This is a genomic window from Escherichia sp. KTE52 (assembly GCF_000408325.1).
In the GTDB taxonomy this organism is placed as follows: domain Bacteria; phylum Pseudomonadota; class Gammaproteobacteria; order Enterobacterales; family Enterobacteriaceae; genus Escherichia; species Escherichia marmotae.
Map to the genome: position 1 here is coordinate 547,083 of NZ_KE138676.1, position 14,536 is coordinate 561,618.

A 14,536-nucleotide genomic window follows, 5' to 3' on the forward strand; every position below is an offset into this window, starting at 1 on the left:
TTATTACACTCACTGAAACGTTTCTGCCCTATGAGCTCCGGTTACAGGCGTTTCAGTCATATTTTTCTTGAGTGAAACGCATTGTGAATCACCCTGCTCTGACAACTCAATTTCAGGAGCCTTTATGAATCCACAATTGTTACGCGTAACAAATCGAATTATTGAACGTTCGCGCGCGACTCGTTCTGCTTATCTCGCCCGGATCGAACAAGCGAAAACCTCGACCGTTCATCGTTCGCAGTTGGCATGCGGTAATCTGGCACACGGTTTCGCCGCTTGCCAGCCAGAAGACAAAGCCTCCCTGAAAAGCATGTTGCGTAACAATATCGCCATTATCACCTCCTACAACGACATGCTCTCTGCCCACCAGCCTTATGAACATTATCCAGAGATCATTCGTAAAGCACTGCATGAAGCTAACGCGGTCGGCCAGGTGGCGGGGGGTGTTCCGGCGATGTGCGATGGTGTCACCCAGGGGCAGGACGGAATGGAGCTGTCGCTGTTAAGCCGCGAAGTGATTGCCATGTCGGCGGCGGTGGGGCTGTCTCATAACATGTTTGATGGCGCGCTGTTCCTCGGCGTGTGCGACAAGATTGTCCCAGGGCTGACGATGGCTGCACTGTCGTTCGGTCATCTGCCTGCGGTATTTGTGCCATCAGGCCCGATGGCAAGTGGTTTGCCAAACAAAGAGAAAGTTCGCATTCGCCAGCTTTATGCTGAAGGAAAAGTGGATCGTATGGCGCTGCTGGAGTCAGAAGCCGCGTCTTATCATGCGCCGGGTACGTGTACTTTTTACGGTACAGCCAACACCAATCAGATGGTGGTTGAATTTATGGGGATGCAGTTGCCAGGCTCTTCTTTTGTTCATCCGGACTCTCCACTGCGTGATGCATTAACTGCAGCCGCTGCGCGCCAGGTTACACGCATGACCGGCAATGGTAATGAATGGATGCCAATCGGTAAGATGATTGATGAGAAAGTGGTGGTGAACGGTATCGTGGCGCTGCTGGCAACAGGTGGTTCCACTAACCATACAATGCACCTGGTGGCGATGGCGCGTGCGGCGGGTATTCAGATTAACTGGGATGACTTCTCTGATCTTTCTGATGTCGTACCGCTGATGGCGCGTCTCTACCCGAACGGTCCGGCCGATATTAATCACTTCCAGGCGGCGGGGGGCGTACCGGTGCTGGTGCGTGAACTGCTCAAGGCGGGTCTGCTGCATGAAGATGTGAATACGGTAGCGGGTTTTGGTCTTTCTCGTTATACCCTCGAGCCGTGGCTGAATAACGGTGAGCTGGACTGGCGAGAAGGTGCAGAAAAATCGCTCGACAGCAATGTGATCGCTTCCTTCGAACAACCTTTCTCTCATCATGGTGGGACAAAAGTGTTAAGCGGTAACCTGGGCCGTGCGGTTATGAAAACCTCCGCTGTACCCGTTGAAAACCAGGTAATTGAAGCGCCTGCGGTTGTTTTCGAGAGCCAGCATGACGTTATGCCAGCCTTTGAAGCGGGTTTGCTGGACCGTGATTGTGTGGTTGTTGTTCGTCATCAGGGGCCAAAAGCGAACGGAATGCCAGAATTACATAAACTCATGCCGCCACTTGGTGTATTATTGGACCGGCGTTTCAAAATTGCGTTAGTTACCGATGGACGCCTCTCCGGTGCTTCAGGTAAAGTGCCGTCAGCTATCCACGTAACACCAGAAGCCTACGATGGCGGGTTACTGGCGAAAGTGCGCGATGGAGACATCATTCGTGTGAATGGACAGACAGGCGAACTGACGTTGCTGGTAGACGAAGCGGAACTGGCTGCTCGCGAACCACACATTCCTGACCTGAGCGCGTCACGCGTAGGAACAGGACGTGAATTATTCGGCGCCTTGCGTGAAAAACTGTCCGGTGCCGAACAGGGCGCAACCTGTATCACTTTTTAAGACGACAAAATTTGTAATCAGGCGAGAGAAAACTCTGATGAAAAACTGGAAAACAAGTGCAGAATCAATCCTGACCACTGGCCCGGTTGTACCGGTTATTGTGGTAAACAAACTGGAACACGCGGTGCCAATGGCAAAAGCGTTGGTTGCTGGTGGCGTGCGCGTTCTGGAAGTGACTTTGCGTACCGAGTGTGCAGTTGATGCTATCCGTGCAATCGCCAAAGAAGTACCGGAAGCGATTGTGGGTGCTGGTACTGTGCTGAACCCACAGCAACTGGCAGAAGTGACCGAAGCAGGCGCACAGTTCGCCATTAGCCCGGGTCTGACTGAACCACTGCTGAAAGCAGCGACTGAAGGCTCCATTCCTCTGATTCCAGGTATCAGCACTGTTTCTGAACTGATGCTGGGTATGGACTACGGCCTGAAAGAGTTCAAATTCTTCCCGGCGGAAGCTAATGGCGGCGTGAAAGCACTGCAGGCGATCGCAGGCCCGTTCTCCCAGGTTCGTTTCTGCCCGACTGGTGGTATTTCTCCGGCTAACTACCGTGACTACCTGGCGCTGAAAAGCGTGCTGTGTATCGGTGGTTCATGGCTGGTTCCGGCGGATGCGCTGGAAGCAGGCGATTACGACCGCATCACTAAGCTGGCACGTGAAGCAGTAGAAGGCGCGAAGCTGTAAAAGTCAAAATGCCCGATCCATGATCGGGCATTTTTGCAGCGTGTTTCTGACGGACTTAACCTTGTACTTTCACCTGTGCGGCGGCGTGCTTCGCGCGTTCAATTGCCTCATCAATGCTCTCCGCTGTAGCCAGCGTCACACCCAGACGACGGCTGCCATCAATTTCCGGCTTACCAAATAAACGAATCTGCAAACCTGCGCCAACGGCATTCTGCACATTATCAAACGTGACATTCTGACTGGTCAGTTGCGGCAGGATAACAGCAGAAGCGGCAGGGCCATTCTGACGAATCCCGCCAACAGGCAGTCCGAGGAACGCGCGTACATGCAGGGCAAATTCCGAGAGATCCTGAGAAATTAACGTCACCATCCCGGTGTCATGCGGGCGAGGGGAGACTTCACTGAAAATCACCTCATCGCCACAGACAAACAACTCCACACCAAACAGACCATAGCCGCCCAGCGCCAGCACCACTTTGCGGGCAATCTCCTGCGCACGTTCCAGAGCCAGTGGACTCATTTGCTGCGGTTGCCAGGATTCGCGATAGTCACCATCTTCCTGACGATGACCTATTGGTGCACAGAAATGGACGCCATCCACCGCACTGACGGTTAGTAGGGTAATCTCAAAGTCAAACTTAACCACGCCTTCAACAATCACGCGGCCCGCCCCGGCGCGACCACCTTGCTGGGCGTACTCCCACGCCTGAGCAAGCTGGTCGGCAGAGCGAATAAACGTCTGCCCCTTGCCGGAAGAACTCATGACCGGTTTAACGATACAGGGATAGCCAATGGCGGTAACCGCCTCGCGGAAAAGACTTTCGCTATCGGCAAAACGATACGTTGAAGTGGGAAGCTGAAGTTCTTCTGCCGCCAGGCGACGGATCCCTTCGCGATTCATCGTTAGCTGAGTCGCACGAGCGCAGGGGACAACATTCAACCCTTCCTTTTCAAGCTGGATCAGCATATCGGTGGCAATAGCTTCGATCTCCGGCACGATATAGTGCGGTTTTTCCAGTTCAACCACACGGCGCAACGCATCGCCATCCAGCATATTGATGACATGAGAACGATGCGCGACATGCATGGCTGGCGCGTCGGCATAGCGATCGACCGCAATCACTTCTACACCGAGGCGTTGGCACTCGATGGCCACTTCTTTACCCAGTTCACCGGAGCCTAATAACATCACGCGAGTTGCTGCCGGACGCAGCGCAGTGCCTAATAACGTCATAACGAATATCCCCTGATTAATTCCGCGCGCAGTATAAACGAAAACGTTTGCGTATGTCTTTATTGCTTGATTGCTCGTGTTGATTTCAAGACCGAAAAGAATTATACTGTATAAAATTACAGTTATTGTGAGAGGCTGCAAATGGCGGTTGAAATTAAATACGTAGTCATTCGTGAGGGCGAAGAGAAGATGTCGTTTACCAGCAAAAAGGAAGCCGATGCTTATGACAAAATGCTTGATACGGCGGATCTGCTCGACACCTGGCTGACAAGTTCTCCAGTACAAATGGAAGACGAGCAACGTGAAGCGCTTTCGCTGTGGCTGGCAGAACAGAAAGATGTGCTTAGCACGATTCTGAAAACTGGTAAATTACCGTCTCCCCAGGTGGTCGGTAGTCGCTCTGATGTGGCAGATGAGACACACGCCGCCTGAAGCCACTTGCGCTCCTGATAATTTGTACCATGCTTTCTCCTGAATCATTGTGCTATGGAGAAAAACATGAAAAAAAGAGGGGCGTTGTTGGGGCTGTTACTGCTTTCTGCCTGTGCATCAGTTTTCGCTGCAAATAACGAAGCCAGCAAGTCGGTCACTTTCCCAAAGTGTGAAGGTCTGGATGCAGCCGGAATCGCTGCGAGTGTAAAACGCGATTATCAACAAAACCGCGTCGCGCGCTGGGCAGACGATCAAAAAATCGTTGGTCAGGCCGATCCGGTAGCGTGGGTCAGTGTGCAGGATATTCAGGGTAAAGATGATAAATGGTCAGTTCCGCTGACAGTGCGTGGTAAAAGCGCTGATATTCATTATCTGGTTAATGTGGACTGTAAAGCGGGAATGGCGGATTACCAGCGTCGTTAATTGCTGTCAGTCATTGCACATAACCCCTGGCGGATGCGGCGCGAGCGTCTTATCCGCTCTATAACGCACCAGATCCTGCAGGCCTGATAAGGCGCGACAGCGTCGCATCAGGCAATCAGCATAAGGCAACTCCAATTACGGCTACAAACCTCTACCATCGCAATTACCCTAAATAACCCGATCACCATTTTCCGTGGCTGGCTTCCTTGCTGTCCGCTAATTTGCGCATCTTTTGCCTCAATATACACTTTCTGACATCCTCATCCGCTATGCTACAGGCATTAAAATGGTTATTGAGGAGCAAACATGGCTAACTGGTTAAATCAACTGCAATCCCTTCTCGGGCAAAACAGTTCTTCTACCTCCTCGTCTACGGATCAGGGATTGGGCAAACTTTTAGTGCCGGGCGCATTAGGCGGGCTGGCTGGGTTACTGGTAGCGAATAAATCAGCACGTAAACTTTTAACGAAGTATGGCACGAACGCGTTGCTGGTAGGCGGTGGCGCGGTGGCTGGTACGGTGCTGTGGAACAAATACAAAGATAAAATTCGCGCGGCGCACCAGAACGAACCGCAATTCGGCACCCAGAGCACGCCGCTGGATGAGCGCACGGAACGTTTGATCCTCGCGCTGGTATTTGCCGCTAAAAGTGATGGTCATATTGATGCCAAAGAACGTGCGGCTATCGATCAGCAATTGCGTGAAGCGGGTGTAGAAGAGCAGGGCCGTGTTCTTATCGAGCAGGCAATCGAACAGCCATTGGCTCCTCAGCGTCTGGCCCTGGGGGTTCGAAACGAAGAAGAGGCGCTGGAAATCTATTTCCTGAGCTGTGCAGCTATTGATATTGACCATTTTATGGAGCGTAGTTACCTGAATGCACTGGGCGACGCGCTGAAAATTCCCCAGGATGTTCGCGAAGGGATCGAACGCGATCTCGAACAGCAAAAGCGTACTTTGTCTGAATAATCCTTCTCTCTGTATAGCCCTATATTTACGTTTTTCGGGCTATACAAACTCGCACAGCTAGTTGAACCGACTGATTTTATCTGCCTGCTACCTTTCGATTTTCACTTCATAACGTGTCATCATCGCTGCAATGACTGTCCTGTTTCGCTTGCATCCCGGGTGAGTTTTGCCACCCTTATAAGATGCTTCAACCAGAAAGAACAATAACATGCTACCAAAAGCTGCTCGAATTCCCCATGCCATGACGCTTCATGGTGATACGCGTATCGACAATTACTACTGGTTGCGGGACGACACGCGCTCGCAGCCGGAAGTACTGAATTACCTGCAACAGGAAAATAGTTACGGGCACCAGGTGATGGCTTCGCAACAAGCCCTGCAGGATCGGATACTAAAAGAAATCATTGAGCGTATCCCGCAAAGAGAAGTCTCTGCGCCTTATATTAAAAACGGTTATCGTTACCGGCATATTTATGAACCCGGCAGTGAATATGCCATTTATCAACGCCAGTCTGCATTCACTGAAGAGTGGGACGAATGGGAAACGTTGCTTGATGCCAACAAGCGGGCGGCACACAGTGAATTTTATTCTATGGGCGGCATGGCTATAACGCCCGATAACACCATTATGGCGCTGGCAGAAGATTTCCTTTCCCGACGCCAGTACGGCATCCGTTTTCGCAATCTTGAAACGGGCAACTGGTATCCCGAACTGCTGGATAATGTGGAACCCAGCTTTGTCTGGGCGAATGACTCATGGACTTTTTATTATGTGCGTAAGCATCCGGTAACTCTGCTGCCTTATCAGGTCTGGCGGCACGCCATCGGGACTCCGGCATCGCAAGATAAACTGATCTACGAAGAAAAAGACGATACGTTTTATGTCAGTCTGCATAAAACGACATCAAAACACTATGTGGTTATTCACCTTGCCAGCGCCACGACCAGTGAAGTTCGTCTGCTGGATGCCGAGCTGGCCGATGCAGAACCGTTTGTCTTTTTGCCGCGGCGTAAAGATCACGAATACAGTCTCGATCATTATCAGCACCGCTTTTATCTACGCTCTAACCGTAACGGCAAAAACTTTGGTTTATATCGTACCCGAATGCGTGAAGAGCAGCAGTGGGAAGAGTTAATTCCGCCACGCGATAACATCATGCTGGAAGGGTTTACGCTGTTTACCGACTGGCTGGTGGTTGAAGAGCGCCAGCGTGGGTTAACCAGTCTGCGGCAAATCAATCGCAAAACGCGGGAAGTTATCGGTATTGCTTTTGACGATCCGGCTTACGTCACCTGGATTGCCTATAATCCGGAACCTGAAACTTCGCGATTGCGTTACGGCTATTCCTCCATGACCACGCCAGACACGCTGTTTGAACTGGATATGGACACCGGTGAACGCCGCGTATTAAAACAAACTGAAGTGCCCGGTTTTGATGCAGAGAATTACCGTAGTGAACACCTGTGGATCACCGCCCGTGATGGCGTCGAAGTTCCGGTTTCGTTGGTTTATCATCGCAAACATTTCCGCAAAGGGCACAACCCGCTGCTGGTGTACGGATATGGTTCTTACGGCGCAAGTATTGATGCCGATTTCAGTTTTAGTCGCCTGAGTTTGTTGGATCGCGGCTTTGTCTACGCCATTGTGCATGTTCGTGGCGGTGGTGAACTGGGACAGCAGTGGTACGAAGATGGCAAGTTCCTGAAAAAGAAAAATACTTTCAATGATTATCTTGATGCCTGCGACGCACTGTTAAAGCTGGGTTACGGTTCTCCTTCGCTCTGTTATGCGATGGGTGGTAGCGCGGGTGGCATGTTGATGGGGGTCGCTATCAATGAACGACCAGAATTGTTCCACGGCGTTATTGCCCAGGTGCCGTTTGTCGATGTGGTGACGACGATGCTTGATGAGTCGATTCCGCTCACTACGGGCGAGTTTGAAGAGTGGGGGAATCCGCAGGATCTACAATATTACGAGTACATGAAAAGCTACAGCCCGTATGACAATGTCACGGCGCAGGCTTACCCACATTTGCTGGTGACGACAGGTTTACACGATTCACAGGTGCAATACTGGGAACCGGCAAAATGGGTGGCTAAATTGCGCGAGCTTAAAACAGACGACCATCTGTTGCTGTTATGTACCGACATGGACTCGGGGCATGGCGGCAAATCCGGTCGCTTTAAATCTTACGAAGGTGTGGCAATGGAATATGCTTTTCTGGTCGCGCTGGCGCAGGGAACATTACCTGGTCAGCCAGCGGCTTAAGCATCCGCCAAATAGTGCTTCAAGGTTAAACGCAGTTCCGGGCTCATACTGTCGAGGTTATTAAACAACCAGCGCAGATAGCCCGGATCGCGCTCTGCAACTTCTGATACCGCTTTGCCGCGATACTTGCCAAACGTGAATGTCGTTAACAATGACGGACGCCCGGTGATATCCGCCATTTGTTCTACCGTCCAGCCGGATGTGTTCATAATATCGATAAGTAAGGCCGCGGTGATGTAACAGTCATACAGCGCACGGTGGTGATGCAGCCCCGGCGGCGTTTGCACATTGAGCTTACGTGTTTTATACAGCGCCATGTTGCTGTACTTGATCCCCGGCCACAAACGACGGGCCAATTTCATCGTGCAGATCCACTCACCGGGCATTTCAGGCAGTACACGGCGGTCAAAGCTGGCGTTGTGGGCGACATACCATTCACTACCGTAGTAGTGTGGGAGCACGTCTTCAATCCACGGTTTGTCAGCAACCATGGCTTCAGTAATACGGTGGATCGCCATAGCCTGCGGAGTGATAGGGCGGTCGGGGCGAACCAGGTGACTCATAGGGTTAACGATTTTCCCGTCAACAACATCAACAGAGGCAATCTCCACGACCCCTCCCTGTAAACCGCAGGTTTCAGTATCGATAATACGCAACATGGCAAAACTCCGGGTCGAAAACGCCTAGCGTAATGGAATGATATCGCCTTGCCAACCCTGCGATGTGCGCTGACCAACTAACAATAACGAACCGTAATCGGCGCGGACGATGAGGCGACAATATTCATCCCACAATGCACTATTACCGCGGGCATTAGCCATTAGAACAGCGATGGAATATTGATGTGAGAAAAATTGTAAGTGGCGAGTAGAAGTCAATAAATCTGGCTCGCTGATGCACTGACCGGTGGTAAAGAGTGAGCAGCTCGGGTCCATATCAATACCTTCAGGTTGTCCATCCACCACCGTGATGGTTTTGGAATGTCGCCCCAGGCATGCTCCGTGACTTTGATGATAAATTGCTGGCGCATTCATCCACGGTGCAAATACGGCAATTCCACGAATAAATCGATCGTTATATTCAACGGGAAGGCCGGTAATAATGGTCATTCGATAAGTCATTGCGGCATAACAAAGCGGGTCTAATAGCGAGAGGTCGGGCGGGGCAGGAAGAGGGCGTCGTTTATAATCACATCCCAGTAGAGAAAGCGAGGGGAAAACCAAAAGTTCACACTGCTGTCTGGCGGCAGCCCTCACGAACTCCAGATGATGGGCTACCTGCTCAGTGAGTGAGGCTTTACGAGGCTCATATTGTGCTGCTGCGACTTTCCTGTATGACATGATGACTTCCTTTTCACAGTGTCCGCAAATATTGGTGAGAATAAGAAAATACTCATAATTTAGCAGGCATCATGTAAGGAAGTGTAACTTAATATAAGGTTTATTTAAGTTTAGGTTCGTAAGGTAAACGTGACAGATTTACAGAGGTGAGACGGTGGGCGATAAGGCGCTCACGAAACCAGCTTCGCAGGTGTTCTGGTTGTTCACGTTCAACCGCTTCAGCAATCACCGGCATATTGTAACGTTCTTTAAATGCTACCCCGGCGGCCGCCAGATCGACATTAACTTTATCCATTTCAGTTTGATCCAGTTTGGCCAGATTCTTCAACATGCTGTGTCTCCTCATTAATCGCGGGCAAAAGTTACTAAGAGTTAGCCAGGATGGCAAGCCGGAATTGATGATCCTCGACTCTATCATTAGACAAGGTTATGCTCTGTAAAAAAGTTATTACAAAAAGGAATAGATAATATGGCTTCAACTGCACGTTCCCTTCGTTATGCGCTGACATTTCTGACAGCTTCGCTGGGAGTACCTTCTGCCTGGGCGCATGCGCATTTGACGCATCAGTATCCTGCGGCGAATGCGGAGGTTATCGCTGCTCCACAGGCCATTACTTTAAACTTCTCTGAAAGAATTGAACCCGGGTTCAGTGGCGCAAAAGTCATTGGCTCAAAGAATGAAAATATTAAAACGTTACCCGCGAAGCGTAATGAACAGGACAAAACCCAATTGATTGTTCCGCTTGCCGACGCCCTGAAGCCCGGGAGTTATACCGTTAACTGGCATGTTGTTTCGGTGGACGGGCATAAAACCAAAGGGCAATACACCTTTACAGTGAAATAAAGCATGTTGGCGTTTACCTGGGTCGCACTACGATTTATCCATTTTATCTCCCTGATGCTGGTCTTTGGCTTCGCGATGTATGGAGCATGGCTGGCACCAGTAACAATTCGTCGATTACTGACGAAACGTTTTCTGCGTATACAACAGCACGCCGCCGTCTGGAGTTTGAGCAGTGCCGCTGCGATGTTCGCCGTTCAGGGAGGGTTGATGGGCGCGGGATGGCCGGATGTGGTGTCGTTGAACATTTGGTTGTCGGTGTTACAAACACAGTTTGGTGGTGTCTGGATTTGGCAAATCGTTCTCGCCCTCGTTACGCTGACCGTGGCTCTGATGCAACCACGGAATATGCCTCGTCTGTTGTTTATGTTAACTACCGCGCAATTTATTTTGATGGCGGGAGTAGGACACGCGACATTAAACGAAGGATTAACGGCGAAAATCCATCAGACGAATCACGCCGTACATCTGATCTGTGCGGCGGCATGGTTTGGTGGCTTGCTGCCGGTCGTCTGGTGTATGCAGTTGGTGAAAGGGCGTTGGCGACGTGAGGCCATTCATGCACTGATGCGATTTTCCCGGTGTGGACATTTTGCTGTGATAGGTGTACTGGGCAGTGGTGTGCTTAATACATTGTTAATCACTGGATTTTCCCCCACACTTGCGACGTACTGGGGGCAGCTTTTATTACTTAAAGTCATACTGGTAATGGTTATGGTGGCCATCGCGCTGGCAAATCGTTATGTTCTTGTTCCGCGCATGGGGCAGGACGAAGACCGTGCGGCACCCTGGTTTGTGTGGATGACTAAACTCGAATGGGCGATAGGTGCGGTAGTGCTGGTGATTATCAGCCTGCTTGCGACTCTCGAACCTTTTTGATGGATTACGAAAATGATGAAAAAAAGTATTCTGGCGTTTCTGTTACTCACCAGTTCGGCAGCGGCGTTGGCGGCTCCGCAGGTGATTACCGTCAGCCGTTTTGAAATGGGTAAAGACAAATGGGCGTTTAATCGCGAAGAGGTGATGCTGACCTGTCGTCCGGGCAATGCTTTGTATGTCATTAACCCAAGTACCCTGGTGCAGTATCCTTTAAACGATATCGCACAAAAGGAAGTAGCCAGCGGGAAGACTAAAGCCCAGCCCATTTCGGTGATCCAGATTGATGATCCCAATAAACCAGGTGAAAAAGTGAGTCTGGCACCGTTTATTGAAAGAGCAGAGAGACTCTGTTAATTATCTATAGTAATTTTTTGATTTTAAATAAAAAACCGCCCGGGTACTTTCACCAGAACGGGCGGTTTTTAACATTTTAGAGGATGATAAACGCGCTTTTTTTCTGACCACTTTACGCGCGGACTGGAAAACCTGGCGTCGTCATCTATTCTTAAAAGGCAAGGCAACTAAGCCTGCATTAATGCCAACTTTTAGCGCACGGCTCTCTCCCAAGAGCCATTTCCCTGGACCGAATACAGGAATCGTGTTCGGTCTCTTTTTATCTATAAAGCCAGTTTGATAATGGCATTACTGCTTTTCCCTCACTGACTTCACAATCAACCATAACACACACTCTACTGCTTCAGTCCAGGCTTTTTTAACATTTTTGTTAAAATAATGTGATCTTATGCGCGGGAGTAAGGAATTGATGAAACAGGCAGGCCACATCTATCAGAGAATTGATGGTAGTCAGTGGCGACATATTTGGCTGGTGGGTGATATTCATGGCTGCCTGGCGCAACTGCGAGAGAAATTATGGTTCTGCCGGTTTGACCCGTGGCAAGACTTGTTAATCTCGGTTGGTGACGTTATCGATCGTGGCCCGGAGAGTTTGCGTTGCCTGCAATTACTGGATCAACGCTGGGTCAGGGCGGTAAGAGGCAATCATGAGCAGATGGCGATGGATGCGCTGGCATCGCAGCAGATGTCTTTGTGGTTTATGAATGGTGGCGACTGGTTTGCCGCACTGACAGAGCACCAACGTGAGCAAGCGAGAAGGGCGCTGGAAAAGTGCGGGTCTTTGCCGTGGATAATTGAATTAAGCTGTAGTAGCGGACTGCATGTCATCGCCCATGCGGATTACCCCAATGATATTTATGAGTGGCATAAGGAAGTCGATCTGCATCAGGTGTTGTGGAGTCGCTCGCGATTGCGTGAAGGCCGAAAAGGGCAGGGAATTACCGGCGCTGATCATTTCTGGTTTGGTCATACGCCATTACGCCATCGCGTAGATATCGGTAACTTGCATTATATTGATACCGGCGCGGTCTTTGGTGGAACACTCACGTTGGAACGACTCCAGTAATTAAAAGTCACTGTAATCTTGCGCAGGCCGCCAGAACCCATCAATGAAATCTTCAACGGGAAAACAGCCACCGTGGCGGATCCGTTGATCGTCCATTGAGTAGAGGCACTGCTGTTCCGTATTGTAGACATCAACCACAATATCTTCACAACCAGCGTCCAGATAGCAAACAAAAAGTACCAGCGCGAACATTTCATCCTCGAAGTGCGTTGCCGTACCGTTAAGTTTAGGAGAGATTTTACAACGGGAAAATAACCGGGATAAATAACCCGTCATGCCGACGGGTTCTTTTTGGATCAGGCAAGACGCATAATCCAGGCATCGGACTGTTGATCGTAGCGGGTACGGTAAAGGACAGAGTGTTCGCCGTTTAGCAGGGCAGGAATGCTGGTGTCGGCGTCCCAGGCATCCAGTTGCATACATAAATCCGGGTCAGATTTACAGGGAATGGTCAACGTTCGGTCACCAGGCGATTCGCCGTGTAACTCGCCGTCATCGATTTCAAAAGCGCCTATGCGCACACTGGTTTTCATCTTCGTGCTCTCCATTGAAGTGCTGGTTGTGGTACGACCAGTCCGATCGCACCATTTTTCAGCCTAGTCAAGGCAGTCAGATTCGCCAGTCAAAACGTGCGCTTTTTGTGTACTGTCAGGCTTTACCCGTAAAAAGTTTTCCGTCGCGCACTAGCTCACGCGGGTAACTGTTTTTCAGTCGCGAGCCAATACGTTTGGCTAAACCGATTGGCTGGCGCTGGAAGGTGACCAACACATCATCCCCGGTTGGTGCGGTCTGCGGGTAAACATCGCGCCCACGATACCACTCTTCTGCTTCTTGTGGTGTTAGTTCAAACGCGTTAGCGTGGTCGGGTGAGGCAAGGGCAATGACCGCTTCATGCTGCCAGCGGTAACCTTTGTTATGCGTTTCGGCAAGTTTTACTCCCAGACGAGAAAATCGGACTTTACCGATCAACGCTTCAATGCCCACCGGGAATAACCAGATTTCTTTATCACGCTGCCAGAGACGCAGGTTTTTGTCCCACTGTAAGCCAACATTCGCAGCCGCCTGCCGAATTTGTGCGGTTTCGCGATCCTTCACTGGGCTAAACGGGAAATTGCCCACTTTGTATTTCGGTGCGGGTAAGGCAGGAATGGCCTGAGTTTTACGCAGACGAGCAACGAAGAAGCCTTCGCAGTCATAAATTTGTGGGAAGACGTGCAAGAAGCCTTCTTCGGTCAGCGCTTTTTTTGCATCAGGGAAGAGATCGCCCAACGGCAAAAACTCTACTGCACCGGGATAAGTCTCTTTCAGCCACAGGCAAACGGCTTCGTTTTCGTCACGGTTTAAGGTACAGGTCGAGTAAACCAGCGTACCGCCAGGACGTAAGGCATGAAATGCACTGTCAATCAGTTCACGCTGGGTGGCGGCGATTTCCAGGTTGCTTTCCGGTGACCAGTTTTTCAGCGCGTCGGGGTCTTTACGTACCACACCTTCACCGGAGCAGGGAGCATCCAGCAAAATGGCGTCGAACATTTCTGGCAACGCTGCACCAAACACGCGGCCATCAAAATGCGTTAAAGCTACATTACTGATACCGCAGCGGCTGATATTGGCATGTAACACCTTTACCCGGCTGGCGGAAAACTCATTGGCAAGGATCGCGCCTTCATTATTCATACTCGCAGCAATCTGCGTGGTTTTTGATCCCGGCGCAGCCGCCACATCCATCACCCGTTGCGGGGAGTTACCATCGGCAAACAACGCCGCAACCGGTAACATCGAACTGGCTTCCTGAATATAAAACAGGCCACTTAAATGTTCGGCGGTACTGCCCAACGGTAATGCCTCTTCATCGTCGCGTTCAATCCAGAAACCTTCCTTACACCAGGGAACCGGTGTTAACGTCCAGCCGTAAGGTGCGGTTAATTGCAGGAAATCAGCAACGGAGATTTTCAGCGTATTAACGCGAATGCTGCGGCGCAACGGGCGCTGGCAGGCGGCGAGAAAATCATCAAAAGAGAGCGTCGAAGGCATCGCTTCGCGCATTTGCGTCAAAAAGGCGTCCGGGAAATAAACGGTGTGTTGAGCCACAAGTATGTACCAGCGGAAAAAAACAGGCG

Annotated in this window: 17 protein-coding genes; 10 read left to right on the forward strand and 7 right to left on the reverse strand. The window is 50.6% G+C overall.

Features of this window, described 5'->3' with window-relative positions; all coding sequences use genetic code 11:
• Positions 1-124: 124 nt before the first annotated feature.
• A complete protein-coding gene (gene edd, locus A1SC_RS18475) occupies positions 125-1,936 on the forward strand; it encodes a phosphogluconate dehydratase (RefSeq protein ID WP_001516259.1) in 1,812 nt (603 codons plus the stop codon).
• A 37-nt stretch (positions 1,937-1,973) separates the two neighbouring features.
• On the forward strand, positions 1,974-2,615 hold the full coding sequence (gene kdgA / locus A1SC_RS18470; protein ID WP_000800529.1) for a bifunctional 4-hydroxy-2-oxoglutarate aldolase/2-dehydro-3-deoxy-phosphogluconate aldolase: 642 nt from the start codon (positions 1,974-1,976) through the stop codon (positions 2,613-2,615).
• 55 nt (positions 2,616-2,670) lie between these two features.
• Here kdgA and purT read toward each other — a convergent pair whose 3' ends face one another.
• Positions 2,671-3,849 carry a formate-dependent phosphoribosylglycinamide formyltransferase gene (purT, locus tag A1SC_RS18465; protein WP_001516260.1) on the reverse strand — a complete coding sequence of 393 codons (1,179 nt, stop codon included), beginning with the start codon at positions 3,847-3,849 and terminating at the stop codon, positions 2,671-2,673.
• Positions 3,850-3,990: 141 nt separating this feature from the next.
• Between purT and yebG the strand changes: the two genes are divergently transcribed.
• From yebG to ptrB, 4 genes are all read left to right on the forward strand, one after another.
• Positions 3,991-4,281, forward strand: a complete 291-nt coding sequence (gene yebG / locus A1SC_RS18460) for a DNA damage-inducible protein YebG (protein ID WP_016248628.1) — start codon at positions 3,991-3,993, stop codon at positions 4,279-4,281.
• Between the two features lie 66 nt (positions 4,282-4,347).
• Positions 4,348-4,704: a protein YebF gene (gene yebF, locus A1SC_RS18455; RefSeq protein ID WP_016248629.1), complete on the forward strand. Its 357-nt coding sequence runs from the start codon at positions 4,348-4,350 to the stop codon at positions 4,702-4,704.
• 306 nt (positions 4,705-5,010) lie between these two features.
• On the forward strand, positions 5,011-5,670 hold the full coding sequence (locus A1SC_RS18450; RefSeq protein ID WP_016261947.1) for a tellurite resistance TerB family protein: 660 nt from the start codon (positions 5,011-5,013) through the stop codon (positions 5,668-5,670).
• A 208-nt stretch (positions 5,671-5,878) separates the two neighbouring features.
• Positions 5,879-7,939 carry an oligopeptidase B gene (ptrB, locus tag A1SC_RS18445; protein ID WP_016248631.1) on the forward strand — a complete coding sequence of 687 codons (2,061 nt, stop codon included), beginning with the start codon at positions 5,879-5,881 and terminating at the stop codon, positions 7,937-7,939.
• Here the strand turns inward: ptrB and exoX are convergent.
• The 3 genes from exoX to holE all read right to left on the reverse strand — a co-directional run bounded on the left by exoX (position 7,936) and on the right by holE (position 9,610).
• A complete protein-coding gene (gene exoX / locus A1SC_RS18440; protein WP_000944296.1) occupies positions 7,936-8,598 on the reverse strand; it encodes an exodeoxyribonuclease X in 663 nt (220 codons plus the stop codon). The genes ptrB and exoX overlap by 4 nt on opposite strands.
• A gap of 24 nt (positions 8,599-8,622) precedes the next feature.
• Positions 8,623-9,279 (reverse strand): carbon-nitrogen hydrolase family protein YobB, encoded by a 657-nt coding sequence (yobB, locus tag A1SC_RS18435; RefSeq protein WP_016261948.1) that lies wholly within the window; start codon positions 9,277-9,279, stop codon positions 8,623-8,625.
• 100 nt (positions 9,280-9,379) lie between these two features.
• Positions 9,380-9,610 carry a DNA polymerase III subunit theta gene (gene holE, locus A1SC_RS18430; protein WP_000916764.1) on the reverse strand — a complete coding sequence of 77 codons (231 nt, stop codon included), beginning with the start codon at positions 9,608-9,610 and terminating at the stop codon, positions 9,380-9,382.
• A gap of 138 nt (positions 9,611-9,748) precedes the next feature.
• On the opposite strand from holE, the gene yobA reads away from it, so the two are divergent.
• The 4 genes from yobA (at position 9,749) to pphA (ending at position 12,419) form a co-directional block, all read left to right on the forward strand.
• Positions 9,749-10,123, forward strand: a complete 375-nt coding sequence (gene yobA / locus A1SC_RS18425) for a CopC domain-containing protein YobA (protein ID WP_016261949.1) — start codon at positions 9,749-9,751, stop codon at positions 10,121-10,123.
• Between the two features lie 3 nt (positions 10,124-10,126).
• A complete protein-coding gene (gene copD / locus A1SC_RS18420; protein ID WP_000879335.1) occupies positions 10,127-10,999 on the forward strand; it encodes a copper homeostasis membrane protein CopD in 873 nt (290 codons plus the stop codon).
• A gap of 12 nt (positions 11,000-11,011) precedes the next feature.
• Positions 11,012-11,353 (forward strand): YebY family protein, encoded by a 342-nt coding sequence (locus A1SC_RS18415; RefSeq protein ID WP_000976465.1) that lies wholly within the window; start codon positions 11,012-11,014, stop codon positions 11,351-11,353.
• Between the two features lie 409 nt (positions 11,354-11,762).
• A complete protein-coding gene (gene pphA / locus A1SC_RS18410; RefSeq protein ID WP_000806226.1) occupies positions 11,763-12,419 on the forward strand; it encodes a protein-serine/threonine phosphatase in 657 nt (218 codons plus the stop codon).
• Here pphA and A1SC_RS18405 read toward each other — a convergent pair whose 3' ends face one another.
• From A1SC_RS18405 to rsmF, 3 genes are all read right to left on the reverse strand, one after another.
• Positions 12,420-12,611, reverse strand: coding sequence for a YdfD/YebW family protein (locus A1SC_RS18405; protein ID WP_001516263.1), 192 nt, complete (start codon positions 12,609-12,611; stop codon positions 12,420-12,422).
• 104 nt (positions 12,612-12,715) lie between these two features.
• On the reverse strand, positions 12,716-12,952 hold the full coding sequence (locus A1SC_RS18400) for a YebV family protein (protein ID WP_001516264.1): 237 nt from the start codon (positions 12,950-12,952) through the stop codon (positions 12,716-12,718).
• Positions 12,953-13,067: 115 nt separating this feature from the next.
• Complete coding sequence (gene rsmF, locus A1SC_RS18395; RefSeq protein WP_024214557.1) at positions 13,068-14,507, reverse strand: 16S rRNA (cytosine(1407)-C(5))-methyltransferase RsmF; 1,440 nt, start codon at positions 14,505-14,507, stop codon at positions 13,068-13,070.
• Between the last annotated feature and the right edge of the window lie 29 nt (positions 14,508-14,536).